Source organism: Bifidobacterium sp. UTBIF-78, from assembly GCF_006408945.1.
Classification (GTDB): Bacteria; Actinomycetota; Actinomycetes; order Actinomycetales; family Bifidobacteriaceae; genus Bifidobacterium; species Bifidobacterium myosotis.
Window position 1 is genome coordinate 1 of record NZ_JFAO01000042.1, and the last position, 16588, is coordinate 16588.

14 protein-coding genes, 1 other RNA gene and 2 pseudogenes are annotated in these 16588 nt (G+C 61.7%); 6 read left to right on the forward strand and 11 right to left on the reverse strand.

All coding sequences use genetic code 11. The features are described 5' to 3' along the window. The 5 genes and pseudogenes from BG22_RS08975 to BG22_RS11245 all read left to right on the forward strand — a co-directional run. Window positions 1–1572, forward strand: a 1572-nt coding sequence (locus BG22_RS08975) for an extracellular solute-binding protein (RefSeq protein WP_140494935.1), incomplete at its 5' end; no start/stop codon positions are given. Between the two features lie 81 nt (window positions 1573–1653). Next, complete coding sequence (locus BG22_RS08980; protein ID WP_140494938.1) at window positions 1654–1896, forward strand: helix-turn-helix transcriptional regulator; 243 nt, start codon at window positions 1654–1656, stop codon at window positions 1894–1896. Between the two features lie 4 nt (window positions 1897–1900). After that, window positions 1901–2278 (forward strand): HipA N-terminal domain-containing protein, encoded by a 378-nt coding sequence (locus BG22_RS11235; protein WP_258186298.1) that lies wholly within the window; start codon window positions 1901–1903, stop codon window positions 2276–2278. Between the two features lie 86 nt (window positions 2279–2364). Next, window positions 2365–2610 (forward strand): annotated as a pseudogene (locus BG22_RS11240) (HipA domain-containing protein); the annotation flags it as partial. An 85-nt stretch (window positions 2611–2695) separates the two neighbouring features. Further along, window positions 2696–3205 (forward strand): annotated as a pseudogene (locus BG22_RS11245) (HipA domain-containing protein); the annotation flags it as partial. A gap of 362 nt (window positions 3206–3567) precedes the next feature. Here BG22_RS11245 and secA read toward each other — a convergent pair. The 11 genes from secA to BG22_RS09040 all read right to left on the reverse strand — a co-directional run bounded on the left by secA (window position 3568) and on the right by BG22_RS09040 (window position 15960). Next, window positions 3568–6507 (reverse strand): preprotein translocase subunit SecA, encoded by a 2940-nt coding sequence (gene secA, locus BG22_RS08990; RefSeq protein WP_140494940.1) that lies wholly within the window; start codon window positions 6505–6507, stop codon window positions 3568–3570. A 190-nt stretch (window positions 6508–6697) separates the two neighbouring features. Beyond that, a complete protein-coding gene (gene hpf / locus BG22_RS08995) occupies window positions 6698–7360 on the reverse strand; it encodes a ribosome hibernation-promoting factor, HPF/YfiA family (protein ID WP_140494942.1) in 663 nt (220 codons plus the stop codon). A gap of 214 nt (window positions 7361–7574) precedes the next feature. Then, window positions 7575–7949, reverse strand: an RNA gene (gene rnpB / locus BG22_RS09000) — RNase P RNA component class A. Between the two features lie 82 nt (window positions 7950–8031). Then, window positions 8032–8601: a regulatory protein RecX gene (locus BG22_RS09005; protein ID WP_258186299.1), complete on the reverse strand. Its 570-nt coding sequence runs from the start codon at window positions 8599–8601 to the stop codon at window positions 8032–8034. A gap of 269 nt (window positions 8602–8870) precedes the next feature. Beyond that, complete coding sequence (gene recA / locus BG22_RS09010) at window positions 8871–10079, reverse strand: recombinase RecA (RefSeq protein ID WP_140494946.1); 1209 nt, start codon at window positions 10077–10079, stop codon at window positions 8871–8873. Between the two features lie 378 nt (window positions 10080–10457). Further along, entirely contained in the window at window positions 10458–10691 is a 234-nt protein-coding gene (locus BG22_RS09015) for a DUF3046 domain-containing protein (RefSeq protein ID WP_140494948.1), read from the reverse strand. Window positions 10692–11011: 320 nt separating this feature from the next. Beyond that, entirely contained in the window at window positions 11012–11524 is a 513-nt protein-coding gene (locus BG22_RS09020; RefSeq protein ID WP_140494950.1) for a helix-turn-helix domain-containing protein, read from the reverse strand. Between the two features lie 122 nt (window positions 11525–11646). Then, on the reverse strand, window positions 11647–12984 hold the full coding sequence (locus BG22_RS09025; protein ID WP_258186303.1) for an MFS transporter: 1338 nt from the start codon (window positions 12982–12984) through the stop codon (window positions 11647–11649). Window positions 12985–13096: 112 nt separating this feature from the next. Continuing rightward, window positions 13097–13630, reverse strand: coding sequence for a CinA family protein (locus BG22_RS09030; RefSeq protein ID WP_140494955.1), 534 nt, complete (start codon window positions 13628–13630; stop codon window positions 13097–13099). A gap of 338 nt (window positions 13631–13968) precedes the next feature. After that, window positions 13969–14637: a CDP-diacylglycerol--glycerol-3-phosphate 3-phosphatidyltransferase gene (gene pgsA / locus BG22_RS09035; RefSeq protein WP_169834108.1), complete on the reverse strand. Its 669-nt coding sequence runs from the start codon at window positions 14635–14637 to the stop codon at window positions 13969–13971. A 240-nt stretch (window positions 14638–14877) separates the two neighbouring features. Next, on the reverse strand, window positions 14878–15960 hold the full coding sequence (locus BG22_RS09040; protein ID WP_140494957.1) for a RelA/SpoT domain-containing protein: 1083 nt from the start codon (window positions 15958–15960) through the stop codon (window positions 14878–14880). Window positions 15961–15995: 35 nt separating this feature from the next. Here BG22_RS09040 and BG22_RS09045 point away from each other — a divergent pair, with 35 nt between their 5' ends. Next, entirely contained in the window at window positions 15996–16439 is a 444-nt protein-coding gene (locus tag BG22_RS09045; RefSeq protein ID WP_140494959.1) for a Panacea domain-containing protein, read from the forward strand. Window positions 16440–16588 lie beyond the last annotated feature (149 nt).

Consider the following 16588-nt stretch of genomic DNA (forward strand, 5'->3'; position numbering starts at 1 on the left):
TATCTTATCCGCCCCACGGATGCGGTGTTCGCCTTCAACGATTCGCTCGCCGCCGGTTTCATGACGGCGGCGAAACGTCATGGTCTTCGCATCCCGGAGGACGTCTCGGTCATCGGATTCGACAACATCGAGATGTCCCCATTGCTCACTCCCTCCCTGAACACCATCGACATGCGTGGCGCCTACCTGGCGTCCCAAGCCGCGAATGCGCTGGTGAACGCGGCGCGCAGCGGCTCGGCCTCCCGGCCCGAGCCGATCTCGCTTGAGGCAAGGTATGTGACACGAGATTCGGTGAATCCGCACAAGCGTTCCACGATGAAGCTCGGCCCGTACGCCGAGCTCACACGTTCCAGCGACACCATTGTGCTCACCCTGCTGTCCAACGCCTTCAACGAAACGATGCCTCGCATCAACGAGTTCATGCGCATTCATCCGCATATCGTCATCGACCCGATCGAGGGCCGCACCCAGGAAAACACGCTCTCTCTGTACTGGGAGCGAATCATCAATCGCCGTCCCGTACCGGATATGGTCAATGTGGAGCGCACCGCCCTGCCACAACTGGCGGCATCCGGCGCTCTGCTCGACCTGTCAGCCTTCGCCGGCGAGGAGCTGGAACGCGAGGTGGCTCCCCAAGTGGACCCCGCGTCGTGGCGCTCGGCTCACTATGCCGGCAAACTGTATGGTATCCCCGGCGACCAATCGCAGACGGCGATGTTCTACCGCGAAGACCTGCTGAAGCATTACGGACTTGCCGTGCCGCACACATGGGACGAGTTCTACGACGAAGGCGTGGCCTTGCACGCGCGCAATCCCAACCGGTACATGGGTATCCTCGACACCACCGATGTGCAGCATTACCTCTCGTTCTTCCGCATGGCCGGTGCCAAGCCGTGGGTGGTGGAGGATGACACCGCGATTCGCTTCCAGATGACCGACGACCGCGTGCGGTTCGTGGCCAAGTTCCTGCAGCAATGTCTGGACGACGGCGTGCTCAAGGCCGAACCGCTGTGGGACAACTGCTATATGCTGCCCACATCTGGCACCTATCTGACCATGACCTACGCGAACTGGATCGGCAAGATCCTCGCCGCATCCTACCCGGCCGACAAGGGTCTGTGGAAGGTGGCGCTGCCGCCCGGATTCGTGGACCCCAGCCAGATCATGACCGCGGAGATCGGCGGTTCGACGATGGCGATCAGCGCGAAGCTGCCGCCGGTCCGCCAGCGGGCGGCGCTGACGTTCATCCGCTGGTTCCAGCTCGACCCGGCCTCGGTGGAACTGCGAGCCCCGGGCGGCGTGTCCGCAGCCGCCGGCTATGTGGAGGACCTGACACGCCGCGGCACGCGCGACCCGTATTTCGACCAGCCCATCTACGACGTGTACGCCAAATCGGCGGCGCGCGTGAACCGTGATTGGGACAACCTGCCGTTCTACAGCCAGCTGGATGCGGAGTTCACCCGTCTCATCGTGCCCGCGCTGCGTCCCGGCGGCCGCAGCGATGACCGCTTGGACGAGTGGGAGCGCCGCCTCAAGCTCTACGCCACCTCGCAGGGCTTCACCGTGAAATGAGCGGCAGGTGCACTATTCTGCGCATGAACACAGTGAGTGAATTATTTTGCACATCAAATGATGAGGTGATATATTTTTCACATGCTTATCGGGAATACGGAAGGATTCGCCCGCCTCATCCGCAGCGAGCGCCGCAGCAAAGGCATCAGCCAGTCGCAGATGGCCGAACAGCTGGGCGTATCGCGACGCTGGATGATTGAATTCGAGCAGGGCCGTGTGCCGAACCCCGGATTCGCTACCATCCTCAATGCGCTCGCGCTCCTCGGTCTTTCGCTCAACGTGCAGAAGACACCAAAATCCCCGATGCCTCCCTACGAATGGTGACCACATGACGGAACAAAAGCTCTATGCGTTCCTCGGAGAAACCCTCGTCGGGGAATTCACACGAAACGCGAACGGGACGATCGCCTTCCGCTACTTTGGCGATTATCGATGGTCGGATAATCCCACACCCATTTCGCTCTCGATGCCGCTCGCACAGGAAACCCACACAGGAACCGTAGCGTCGAATTTCCTTGACGCACTGGTTCCCGAATCCCAACAGGCCCGTAAGGAATCGCAACGCATACATCACGCGAGCACAACCGATGCCTTCGATCTCCTGCAGGCGATAGGATTCGATGCCACAGGAGCTTTGCGACTGTCCTCTTCCCCGACCTGCCTGTCGAGAACCAATCCCTTCTTCCCATCGACGACGCCGCAATAGCCGCGCGACTGCGCGCAGCGGCTCCAACGGGAATCCAACCGGCCGGCGCGAAAGAGCACTGGTCCGTAGCAGGTCAACAAGGCAAAATTGCACTTCGACTCCATGATAACCGATGGTATACGGCCGAAGGCACCGCCCGCACCACCCATATCCTCAAGCCGGGAATCCCAACACTGCTTAATCAAGCATTCGACGAACACTTCACCATGCGCATCGCGGCACACATGGGACTGCATGTGGCAAACACCACATTCCACCTGTTCGAGGGAGTTCCCGCCATCATCGTCGAACGCTACGACCGGCTTTCCGATGGCAACGGCAATGTCATCGCACTGCATCAGGAGGACCTCACCCAGGCGATGGGCATACCATCATCGTTGAAATACGAGGAGCACAACGGCCCCCACCTCGGAACGATACGCGGCAATGATCCGCAACCACGGCCTACACGGGGAAGGGGACGCGAACATACGGGCGTTCGTCGATGGAATCCTCGTCAGTTATCTGCTTGGAGTCACGGACAGTCACGCGAAAAACTACTCGTTGCTGCTCAAGGGCGATTCCGTGAGAATGGCGCCTTTATACGATCTCGCCTCGATCTACCCATACCTCGGCCACGGCCCCATAAGCGCCAGTATGACGCTGGCGATGAACATCGGTGGTAAGCGGAATCTCCTTCAGCTCCGCCACAAGCATCTGGAGCGATTCGCCACCCGTATGGGTCTGCCCGCCGAGGACGTTCTCCGCAGATTCGCGACACTCACCCGACGCATGCCCACCGCATTCGAGCAAGCCGTCGCCGAACAGCGGGCGATGGACGACGGCCATTCGAATACGGTCGATGAGACACTCATCGACGACTATCGCAAACGACTGCTCATGACCTATGACGACGCGATGCAATGGCTGACGACAACCTCATTCTGATCACCCTTATACGTCATCTGGACGAGTGAGAACGTCGCCTCAAACTCTACGCCACTTCGCAGGGCTTCACGGTGCAGTAGGTGCACATAAACAAATGCTGCTGTACATGGGGTTACGCCACTGCGCCGTACCACATGTCCCCACGGTGTAGGGATTTTCCCATGGTGCAGGGAACGGTTTTTGCGATTTGCGGAATTCCGCCATTTTGTATCACTACACCATGGGGTTTTCCCTACACCATGTGGGTGATGAGCATGTGGCTAAGGCACACGCGAGGAAGACAGCAACGCAAAAAGGGTCTCTCCTGGTCAAGGAGAGACCCTTTTCAGTCAGCGATGCAGTGCGACGCTAGCGAACGATCATCACTTCTCGTTCTGGCCGTGGCACATCTTGTACTTGCGACCGGAACCGCACGGGCACGGGGCGTTCCTGCCGGTGCCGGGGAAGGTGCGACCGTCGGCCCACGGCACGCGCAGCTCCTCGCTCTTCGGGCGCTTGGAGACCGGGACCTTGCCTTCGGCGTGGCTGATCGGGGCCGGGCCGGTGATGGCGGAGGTGGTCTCACCGGCCTCGGAGGCCTTGGCGGACTCGGCGATGGCCTTCTTCTCCTCCTCGTCGTCCTCATCCTCGACTTCGCCCTCGGCGGCTTCGGCTTCGGTCTCGCCGTCCTCGTCCGGGCCGGCGGACACGGTGGCGGCGGAATCGGAGCCTTCGCCGGTGGCGGTGATGCCGGTGGCGGACTCGGCGGCGTCAACCGCGGCGTCCTCATCGGCGGCGGAGGTGTGATCCTCGGTGGCTGCCACCTGCTTGACGTCGATGTGGAAGAGCAGCTGGACGGACTCCTCCTTGATCGCCTCGATCATGGAGTTGTACATCTGGTAGCCTTCGCGCTGGTACTCGACCAGCGGGTCGCGCTGGCCCATACCACGCAGGCCGATGCCGTCCTTGAGGTAGTCCATCTCGTAGAGGTGCTCGCGCCACTTGCGGTCGAGCACGGCGAGGACCACGCGGCGTTCGAGGTCGCGCAGGCCGGATTCGCCGATGGTCTTCTCGAGCTCGGCGTACTTCTCCTGGGCGTCCTTGACGATGAGGTCGCGCACGGCGGCCACGGCCTTCTCGGCCTTGAGGCCTTCGGCCGCCTTCTCGGCCTCCTCCTCGGTGACCTTGGTGGGCACCACGGTGTTGAGGGCCTTGAACAGGCCTTCCCAATCCCAGTCCTTCGGCTTCTCGGAGCCGTTGTTGGCGCCCTTGATGTAGGACTCGACGGTCTCGGAGATGAAGCGCTCGACATCCTCGTGGATGTCCTCGCCCTTGAGCACGGCCTGACGCTCGGAGTAGATGACGGTACGCTGCTTGTTCATCACGTCGTCGTACTTGAGCACGTTCTTACGAATCTCGTAGTTGCGGGATTCCACGGCCTTCTGCGCGGTACGCACGCCCTTGGTCACGGACTTGGCCTCGATCGGCTGGCCCTCCTCCATGCCCTTGGCCATGACCTGGGCCACGAGCTGCGTGTTGAACAGACGCATCAGATCATCTTCCAGCGACAGGTAGAAGCGGGACTCGCCCGGGTCGCCCTGACGGCCGGAACGGCCGCGCAGCTGGTTGTCGATACGACGGGACTCGTGGCGCTCGGTGCCGAGCACGTACAGGCCGCCGAGCTTCTTGACTTCCTCGTGCTCGTCCTTGACCTGAGCCTTGATCTCGTTCAGGGTGCCCGGCCAGCGCTTCTCGTACTCCTCCGGGGTGTCCTCCGGGGAGTAGCCCTCGGACTTGAGCTTGGCGTCCGCCAGGAACTCGACGTTGCCGCCGAGCATGATGTCGGTACCACGGCCGGCCATGTTGGTGGCCACAGTCACGGCGCCCTTGCGGCCAGCGACGGCGACCACGGCGGCTTCCTTCTCGTGCTGCTTGGCGTTGAGCACCTGATGCGGGATCTTGGCCACGTCGAGCAGCGTGGAGACCACCTCGGAGCTTTCCACGGAGGCGGTACCGAGCAGGACCGGCTGGCCCTCGGCGTGACGCTTGGCCACATCCTTGACGATGGCGGCCAGCTTCTCCTTCTTGGTGCGGAAGATAAGGTCGTCCTGGTCCTTGCGGATCATCGGTCGGTTGGTCGGAATCGGCAGCACGCCCAGCTTGTAGGTGTTCATGAACTCGGCCGCCTCGGTCTCGGCGGTACCGGTCATGCCGGCGAGCTTGTCGTACATGCGGAAGTAGTTCTGCAAGGTGATGGTGGCGAAGGTCTGGTTCTCGGCCTTGACCTCCACGCCTTCCTTGGCCTCGATGGCCTGGTGCAGGCCCTCGTTGTAGCGGCGGCCCGGCAGGATACGGCCGGTGTGCTCATCGACGATGAGGACCTCGCCGTGGGTGACCACGTAGTCCTTGTCGCGCAGGAACAGCTCCTTGGCCTTGATGGCGTTGTTGAGGTAGCCGATCAGGGCGGTGTTGGCCGGCTCGTACAGGTTGTCGATGCCGAGGAAGTCCTCGACCTTGGTGATGCCCGGGTCGAGGATGCCGACGACCTTCTTCTTCTCGTCGACGTCGTAGTCCTCGTCACGGGTGAGCTTGAGGACCAGCTTGGCGAAGGTGCGGTACCAGCGGGTCACGTCGCCTTCGGCCGGGCCGGAGATGATAAGCGGGGTACGGGCCTCATCGATGAGAATGGAGTCGACCTCATCGACGATGGCGAAGTGGTGGCCGCGCTGCACCAGATCGGCCTTCTCCCACGCCATGTTGTCGCGCAGGTAGTCGAAGCCGAACTCGTTGTTGGTGCCGTAGGTGATGTCGGCGTTGTACTGCTTGCGGCGCTCCGGCGGCTTCTGCTCGGTGATGATGCAGCCGACGGACATGCCGAGGAAGCGGTAGATGCGGCCCATGAGCTCGCTCTGGTAGCTGGCCAGGTAGTCGTTCACGGTGACCACATGCACGCCCTTGCCCTCGAGCGCGTTGAGGTAGCTCGGCAGGGTGGCCACGAGGGTCTTGCCTTCACCGGTCTTCATCTCGGCGATGTTGCCCCAGTGCAGGGCAGCGCCACCCATGAGCTGCACGTCGAAGTGACGCTGGCCGAGCGTGCGCTTGGAGACCTCGCGCACGGTGGCGAACGCCTCGGGCATGATGTCATCGAGGCTCTTGCCGTTCTCGATCTGCTGCTTGAACTTCGGGGTCTGGGCCTTGAGCTCCTCATCGGAGAGGGCGGAGATCTCGTCCTCCAGCGCGTTCACGGCCTTGGCAACGTTCTCCAGCTTCTTGAGCTGGCGCCCTTCGCCCATGCGCAGGGCTTTGTCAATGATATCGACCACTGGGTTTCTCCCTTGATTGGTTACGGTGGTTCCGGGTATTACCTTACCGTCCCGCGCCGCCAGCGGTCATCTTTTTCGACCATTTTACGAAAAAAATGGACCGCCTCCCTTGCCGGGAAGCGATCCATCATCGGTTCATGCGATTGACTTCATACAATCGGCCGGTCGGCCGACAGACCAGTCAATCCTTTCAGTCCTTCTTGACGTTTTCGGGGGTGTCGATCTCGAACACGCCGTAGCTCCAGCCGTGACGGTGGTAGACCACGGACGGGCGACCGGTCTCCTTGTTCACGAACAGGAAGAAGTCGTGTCCGATAAGCTCCATCTCGTACAGGGCCTCGTCGATGCTCATCGGCTCGGCGATGTGCAGCTTGCGGCGGATGACGATCGGGGTGTCGCCGACCTGGACCTCCACGGATTCGCCGGGGCCGAGATCCGAGGCGACCGCAGCCTGCGGGCTGTTGTTCGGCTCCTCCTCCGGCTCCTCCACCTCGGGCTCCGGAGCGGCCACGCCCAGATCCACCGGGACCGGGTTCGTGTAGCCGCGACGGTGGTCCTTGCGACGATCGCGGGTGCGACGCAGACGAAGGGTGAGCTTGTCCAGCGCCATGTCCAGCGCGCTGAACTCGTCCGTGCTGGAGGCCTCCGCACGTACCACGGTGCGGCCGGCGATAACGGTAATCTCCACGCGCTTGGCGGTATCGGCCTGACGCGGGTTGCCCTCATGGGTCAGCACGATCTGCGCGCGCTGTGCATCCGGGGCGATAGCGGTCACACGATTCATCTTGGTCTCAACCACATCACGGAACCTCTGCTTGACCTGCGTGTGGCGTCCGGTAACGACGATTTCCATGTTGACCTCCTATTTGACTCAAGCGGTGTTGCCCGCTATATGCGTCCCGTACAGCATCATTACCGTGCGGGTAAGTTTCATTGTAGACGAACTCTGCGTAAACAGTCGGCAACTCGCCCGGAGCATGATGTTTCTTTCCTGAGCGAATCATGAATGGCGAACCCTGAACACACGTCATCGTTGGCGAAACACGGTGCGGGAAAAACCATGAAGTGTGATGAGACCTCTTATACCCCGGGTTCTGTCGTGTCGCGCGCGAACGCACGGCACGGATGACCATCCATCTCGACCTGACGTTGCCGTCAGGCTCTAGCAGCCTACCCGATGACACGGGCGAGCAGCCCTTACCGCCATCTGCTTGGCCTTGCTCCCGATGAGGCTTGCCATGCGGCCGACTGTTGCCAGCGGCCCGGTGGTCTCTTACACCACCGTTTCACCCTTACCCGTCGAGGACGGGCGGTCTGTTCTCTGTTGCGCTATCTCTCAGGTCGCCCTGGGCGGACGTTATCCGCCATCGTGCTCTGCGGAGCCCGGAAGTTCCTCAGCCGATCCCAATGAAGGTCACGGCCGCGGTCATCAAGAGGTCTCAAGCGGACTATTATACATACCCCTTGGAGAAGCCCACGGAAGCTCTCCCATCAGAGGGAGCCACGATGATCAGGCCGCCGAACTCAGTTGAAGAGCTCGGCGGCGACGCGACGCAGGGTCTCCGGATTGTGGCCCTTGCGACCGCCGGCGGCCCAGAAGCGGCGTTGACGAACCTGACGGTCAAGCCCCTGCGTTTTGCGAGCCGTACGCCGGCCAAGCTCCCAAGCGGCATCCTCGAACACGCCCTGCCGCTCCGCCTCGTCCATGACCTGCATGGCAAGCGCGCGGTCCACGCCTTTGCGATCGAGCTCCATCGCCGTGCCACGACGGCCCATCATGCGACCGGCGCATACCCGGACCACCGATTCGGCGTAGTCATGGTCGTTGATCAGCAGCAGATCCACCATGCGTTCGACGACCCGTTCCACCACGGTCTCGTCGAACCCTTTGCCCAACAGCCGGTCCCGCAACGCCCCCGATGAGCGCGGCGCCGCATCAAGCAATCGCAGGGCGGCTTCACGGCAGACGTCTTCAGCGTTCCCGTCATCGACGGCGACATCATCGGATGCAACACCATCAGTTGCGACATCAACAGCTGCGACGCCATCGGTTCCGGCATCATCGGCTGAGGCATCAACAGCGCTATCGCCCACGGACCTATAGCGAATTGCCGGCCAACCGAATCGCATGGCCCCCGTACCGGTAGTCCTCGTGCTCGGCGAAGCCTTCGAAGTCCCCAAAGCCTTCGGAACCCCAGAAGCCCCGGAAGCCCCAGAACGACCCGGGACCCCTCCGAACTCCGAAGTGCTTCCGAACCCGCCGCGAGGTATATGGGCGACCGGTTCGGAAGGCTCATCGTCTTCGTTCCTCCGAATCGATACGGGATTGGCGCGAAGGAACGCTTCAGCGTCGATCATATGCGTCAGGCCTTGGTCGCCGCGTCCTTGGCGGCATCAGCCGTCTTGGATGATTTGGCGGTCTGCCTTGCGGCGGCGGCCTTGTCGTCCTTGGCCGCATCGGCGGCCGCGGCCTCGCTCGCCGCGGCGGCAGCGGCCGCCTCCTCGTCCTCGGCGAACTGGTCGGACGGGGCGATCAGGCCGAACTCCGCCTTGACCTTGTTCTCGATCTCCTCGGTGATGGCCGGGTTGTCCTTGAGGAACTGACGGACCTTCTCGCGCCCCTGACCGAGCTGGTCGCCTTCGTAGGTGAACCACGAACCGGACTTCTTGACCACGCCAACCTGCTGGGCCATGTCGATGACCGAGCCTTCGCGGGAGATGCCCTCGCCGTAGAGCATGTCGAATTCGGCGGACTTGAAGGGCGGGGCCATCTTGTTCTTGACCACCTTGACGCGGGTACGGTTGCCCACGGCCTCGTCGCCGTTCTTGATGGTCTGGATGCGGCGGATGTCGAGTCGGACTGAGGCGTAGAACTTGAGCGCCTTGCCGCCGGTGGTGGTTTCCGGGTTGCCGAAGAACACGCCGATCTTCTCGCGCAGCTGGTTGATGAAGATGGCGGTGGTGCCGGCCTGCGACAGGGCGCCGGTCATCTTGCGCAGGGCCTGGCTCATGAGGCGGGCCTGCAGACCCACATGGCTGTCGCCCATATCACCGTCGATCTCGGCCTTGGGCACCAGCGCCGCCACCGAATCGATGACGATGACGTCCAAGGCGCCGGAACGAATGAGCATATCCGCGATTTCAAGCGCCTGCTCGCCGTTATCGGGCTGGGAGACGATGAGCGAGTCGGTGTCCACGCCGAGCTTGCGGGCATAGGCCGGATCGAGGGCGTGCTCGGCATCGATGTATGCGGCCACGCCACCCTTCCGCTGGGCATTGGCCACCACATGCAATGCCAATGTGGTCTTACCCGAGGATTCGGGGCCGTAGATCTCCACGATGCGCCCCTTGGGAAGACCGCCGATGCCGAGGGCCATGTCCAAGGCGAGCGACCCGGTGGAGATCACCTCCACGTTCTGCTCGGGGCGATCGCCAAGACGCATCGCGGAGCCCTTGCCGAAGCTCTTCTCCACCTGGGCGAGCGCGGTATCCAGCGCGGCCTTGCGCTTGGGATCGATCTCATGCTTGTCCGGAGCGGCCTGCTCCTTGGCCGCTTTGTTCTCAACTGCCATGTTCTTCTCCTTATCGAAGTCGTGTGCGGACAGGTCGCCTTCCACCGTAGAGAAGGCCCGTCCGCCACATCGGGCGGGACGGACCATGTGGTTCCAGCTCCGGTTCCCGGCCGGGCCGAAACCCCCTGCGCCCCGTCAAGACAAGGCGTACGGCATTCGGCGAGCACCCATCGCACACGGGCGTGGCTGCCTGTCACTGTGGATAACTATACCTCAAGATGCGAACATTTGTTCGATTATGGACTGCCGAGTGTCGCGGCCGCCGACATCAACGGCATCCGAACCGCACCACCCACTAAGGCAACCGTACAGGGCGTACCACCAAGACAAGTCACCCAAGGCAAGCCGACGGCGTATCGGACCGGCACCAGCGCGCCGTCACCGAACGGGCATGGGCGGCGCGTTATGGTCGTGGCCCCAGCGGCGGGAATCCGGCACCTCCATCTGGTCACACAGCACGTTCCACACCACGCGAGGCTCCTCCCCCCCGTCCAGCGCCTCGACCGCGGTCATGTTCGCCAATTTCGGCATCCGCTGGTCCCTGGCCAGCGACCGGCCATAGGTGCGACCGAACACCTCCTCGACCAGTTCCCAGAATTCCCGTTCATGCATGTCCACCAGTGTGCCACCACCCACGGGACACCTGCGCAGAACATGCGAGAGGACGAATCGCCGCATACCGTACGGCGGCACTCGGCACGACGCACGCCGCATACACGCACCGACACGACGCACGCGCGGCTGCCAACCCGGGACACCCGAGGGGAAACAATCGGAGAATCCCGGAGACGAAGAAAAACCCGCCGCGTCATGCGACACAGCGGGTTCACACCATCATCGGACCGTAATCTTCATCTCGTTCTCACATCCGGCCCATGCGGCACCATACCGCACCGGGCACCAACGCCACGGTCCACAGAGATAATCAGACGTCAGCCCTGCACGGAATCCAGATAATCGGCCACCATGCGCAGCATCTGCGCGGTGGTGACGCCGAGCGCATCGGCAATCGAGCTGAGCAGTTCGGAGCTGGCCTCCTTCTGCCCACGCTCCACCTCGGACAGGTAGCCGAGCGACACACCAGCCTTCTCGGACACCTCGCGCAGCGTGCGGCGATCGCGCGTGCGCAAATCGCGCAGCACATGGCCGATGGCCTCGCGCAGGGATACTACACGAGGTTCCTCGACGGCCACCGGCTGGGCGGCAGTGCGCGGCTTGTATTCGGCGTCCTCCTCCTGCCACATGCGGTCGCGAGCCGCCTGACGTTCATCCTTGGCCTTCTTGGCGGCCTGCGCCTTGAGCACCTGCTGCTGGGCGAACATCACCGCGCGACGCTGGGCCGGGGTCAGCTCGCGCATACGGGCGACGCCCGGCCGAACGGTCATCGGCTTGTTGGCGGTCACATTCATCTGCTCATCGACGCGGGTCATCGTTTCCATCACCATCGCCCCTTTCAGGTCGGTTCAGCGTTCCTGCTATCTGCTATGTACAACACCGCGACCCCGCAGGTTTATTCCTGAAAACTTGCTGGTAATACACTCAAGTTTCGCTGAGCTGGTTGTCGCGGCTAGTCGGTGGCCTCGCCTCGGGTGATGAACGGCATACAGGAGAGGGCGAGCGCGAAGAGCACGACGGCGTAGATGAACATCCACCGATAGGAGCCCGTCGCCTGCTGGATGAGGCCGAAGATGGTCGGGCTGATGGCCGCGCCGAACGAGGTGGCGAGATAGTAGTACGAGGTCATGGCGCCGGTGTGCTCGAGTCCGCCGAGCTCGGTGATCCACGGCAGTGCGTTGACGATCACCAGAATCCAGAACACGCCGAACACGAACGCCAGATACGGCACCATGAACGGCCGTCCGACCCACGGCATCGGCGCGAAGAGCACCGCGGAAAGCAACAGACCTGCGCTCATGGTGACCTTGCGGCCGAAGCGGCTGCCGATGATGCCGGCCGGAATCGCGAACGCGAACATGCCCACGGCATACCAGACCAGGTTGCCTCCGGCGACCGCCGCCTCCATGCCCAGATCGTGCGTGGCATAGAGCGTGAAATAGGTCTCCACGGCGTTGCCGCCCATCGTGTACAGGAACAGCACCAGCAGGATGAGCGCCAGACTGCGCCTGCCCTCACGGTCGAGTTCCAGTCTCGGGGCGACGGCGTTTCTGAACTCGGTCCATGAGACGAACGGCAGGCGGGCCTTCTCGCCGGGCTTGGTCACGAACTCCTCGTGTTCCCGCACCAGATGCATCAGCGCGGTGATGGCGGTCACCATGACCAGCGCGCCGGCGACGAACGCCGCGGACATGCCGAACCGCTTGTACAGCAGGCTGCCGCCAGCCAGTGCGATCACGTTGCCGATGGAGCCCATGAAGTTGATGATGCCGTTGGCCTTGCTGCGCAGGCGGGAGTCGGTCACGTCCGGCATGAGCGCCACGATCGGGGCGCGCGATGTGGCCATGACCAGCGCGTACGCCACGATCGCCGCAACGGTGAGCGGCACGTTCGGCGCCAGCGAGATGAGTACGAGGAACAGTGCGCCGAGCGGTATGGAGATCAGCGCGAACGGGAGGCGTCGGCCCCAACGGGTGCGCACCTTGTCCGAAAGGATGCCGAAGAGCGGCTGGATGGTGAAACCGCAGAAGTTGTCGATGCCCATGATCATGCCCACCACGGCGGTCGGCAGCATGAGGTCCTTGAGTTTGATGGGCACATAGGCGTTGTAGAGGGCCCATGCGGCGGATATGGCAAGGAAACCGAAGCCGATGGAGAAGGTCTGCGCATAGTCGAGCTTCGGCGCGCGGCCTGCGGGAGCGCGGCCTGCGGGAGCGCGGTCACTGCAGCCGATGGAATCGCCGGATGTGCGATCGGCGGACATACCGGCATCGCTGGGGGTCTGGTTCATGGTGCTCACATCTTTGTGTTGTAGCCGTTTCATCGGCCGGCATCGTTGCCGGGAGCCGACGTGGCGGTAAAGTTGCGGGAAATATGCGGTGAACGGCCAGTTGGGCCGGCCGTTACGACAGTCGCTCGTGCAGCCTTTGCAGCACGTTGAGCACGGTGGCGAGGCGGACCTCCTCGCGCGAGCCGGTGAGGTGCAGTTCGGCGGCTTCCACCAGCTCGCCGCGCCCTGCGACAAGCCCGGTGGGTATGCGCAGTCCGATGTACACCAGTCCGGCGGGCTTGTCGCCGTCCGGGCCGGGGCCTGCCACGCCGGTGGTGGACAGTCCGATGACCTTGTCGCCGTATTCCGGCTGTGCGTACAGCCTCGCGGTGGCCGCCGCCATCTGACGGGCGACTTCCGGGTGTACGGCGCCCTCCCGGTTCAGCAGGTCGCGATCCACTCCGAGAATCGAGGCCTTGGCCTTGATGTCGTAGGTGACGGCCGAGCCGAGGAACACATTGGATGCGCCGGGGATGCGCACGAAGGCGTCGGCGAGCAGGCCGCCGGTCAGCGATTCGGCGCAAGCGATTTTGGCGCCGCGCGCCTCGCAGGTCTTGAGGATCGCGGCGGCCAAGGTATCACAGGATTCACGTACGTCGTCAGCCATATGCCGATTCCTTTCCGAACGTATCCGGGCCACGGATTGCGTATGTTGCGGCGGGTGTGCGGGGATGCCGGGAGGCTCCTGTTGTGAGGCTCCCGTTGCGAAGCCCTCAGTCACTTCGTGACAGCTCCCCTCATAGAGGGGAGCCAACTGCGTGAACTTGGACGGACGGGCCAGCTCTATGGCAGCCCCCACACACAGAGGGGACTCAACGATGGCATTTGCGGCCACATCGGAAGTATGAAAGCCCCCCACAGGGAAGCCATCCGCATCCGCCACGGCCAGACCGTCACCTCGTGACGCTCCCTCGGAAGAGGGAGGCCACGAAAAGCACAAACCGTTTAGGCGGCTTTCTTGGAGCCGACGAACGTGTTGTAGAGGTAGATGCCGCCCGAGTAGAGGCACAGCACCAGAGACACGTAGATGACGGCGTAGGTGAGGAAGTAGTACGCGGTGAGCCAGAACGGCGTAGTCTGACCGTTTTCGAGCGACCAGAACGGCAGCAGCAGCATGGACAGGCCGATGCACTGGAACAGGGTCTTGAGCTTGCCGGGCCATTCAGCGGCGATGACCTTACCGCCCGGGCGCTCCATCACGAAGAAGCGCATGACGGTGATGCCGAGCTCACGCACGAGGAAGAGGGCCACCACGACCCAGCCCCAGACCGCATTACCGAACTCATGGAAGGCGGCCGCGACGATCAGCGCACCGCAAGTGAGCAGCTTGTCGGCGATCGGGTCCATGAGCTTGCCCATTTCGGTGACCTGATTGTATTTGCGGGCCATCCAGCCGTCGATCTTGTCGGTCGCCGCCGCGATGATGAACAGCACCGCCGCGACCCAACGCAAGGTGAGGTTGTTCGCACCCCATGCACCCGCCATGATGTCGAGCACAAGGAAGACGACCACGAGCACGATGCGCGAGTAGGTCACCAGGTTCGGCGGCGCGTTCCAGCCGTCGAAGAGCGACGATTTGGGCGATGACTGCTTGTCCACGGTGTTCTCATTCATAGAGTTCACATTACCCCCACACTGATACCTTAAGTGACGAAGCGCTGGCTATACGGTTATCAATGATTGACATTTGCCCGAAAATGCACTGGGAATGTTATGGCGGGGCGCCTTACGGGCACCCTCATATTCGCATGGCATACAAGCCGCATATTACCTAGAACAACTGTCCGACTGGCTTGTCTACTCCTTCGGCTTCTGTAGAAAAACAAAGGAGAGGTATATCTGCCATCACTCCATTCACGGTTCCAGATATCCATTCACTTTGTCCAAAAAGAAGCGAACATTCGTGGAATAGTTCGGATAGGCGATGGCAAGCTGCTCGGCATCACGGGCATACACCAGCACAGCATTGTCATACCCCGCTTCATCACTTGTCGAGGTGCCATCGCCAGGAAGCTCGATGCGCCTTTCCACGGCATCATACCGACGAAGCGCCTCCTCAAGCTCATCAGCACGAAATGATTCGACGTCAAGGTACTGGCTCTCTCTGGAGAGTTTCAGCAAAAACAGCTCCGACGAGGCTTCCAACGTATCCGCAATGAATACGCTATCCACTGCAGCGTTCAAATCGTCCAGTATGCTCCTCGTACAATCAAGATCGTGCAGCTGCCGAACCAGCGTCGCATAATCTCCAACGAATCCCGGTACCTGCGGCGCATGCTCCTCCAACGCAAACAGACTGGACACAATCTTGAAGAAACACAGACGTCTCTCATCATCGCCGTCAGCGTCGGCTCGCACTACCGGGCTTTTATACTCTGTACCATAAATCTCCCCTGCCGCCTCCACCGCGGTGGACCAGCAATGCTGCAGACGAGTTCTGATCTGCACTTCGACATGATATGACGCGGAATCCGACGCAATACTGCACAACAGATGTCTTGACCTGTATCCGCTGTCTTGAGGACGAGCAATATAATCCTTATCAGCAGAGCCGTTCTTCAGTGGCAGATTCGAGGCAAGCCATGATGCGGCATGCCGAACCTGCTCGTTCGACTCTACGATTAGCCTGCATCCGCCTATATCATCCAGTTCCCCGAGTTTGAAATGCGTGTTTGGCCGCTGAATCTTACGCACAATGGAAATCATGCGCTTCAGACGGAATGTCGCTACAGACCGCGATATGCCCTTCGAACAATCCAGCACCTTTGCAAAACACTGTTCTGTCGGATTCACATGCTGGCTACGCCACTGCTGAGCAACCGCCAGCGCACGGACATAATCAGAAACGGTGTCACGATGGAATCCAGCGCTAAGGACCCGCCCTGCGGAATTAGCCCGATTCCTGCTGATACTGGACATGCCGTTGTCTGAAGTCATGCTCTACAATATAGCTTCCGGAAAGGAGGAGCACCATGGCAACCGTTATCGATGTGGCAGCCTATATTCTTCGCGAATATGGCCCGATGACCACAATGAAACTGCAGAAGCTGGTCTTTTATTCGCAAGCGGAATCATTGTCACGCCATGGACGCCCACTTTTCAGCGATGATTTCCAAGCTTGGCGTGGAGGCCCGGTGTGCACCACGTTATATGCACAGCACCGCGGCAAGTTCATCATCCGAGACGGCGAGCTGCCGGCAATTCACGGCATGCTCAACGGCACCGAGCAAACCATCATCGACACCGTGTGCTCCGTGCTTGCCGCGCAAACCGGGAACCAGCTCAGCGCCCGCACCCACAGTGAACGACCTTGGATTGAGGCTCGCAACGGGCTACCGGCATCCGCACCCTGCAATACCGTAATCAGCAAAAGCAGCATGGAAAGCTACTATCAGACCAATCCTGTTCTGCGTTGACGGTTGCTGTCCAACAACTGTCAACGCACCACCTGATTCATACGGGATGATGCGGCCAGTCGTGGTCACGAAGCGATTTGTCCGGCGCCGACACGCACCGCATGACCGAATCGAACACATCACAACCAAGCACGAATTGTCCGTGCAAG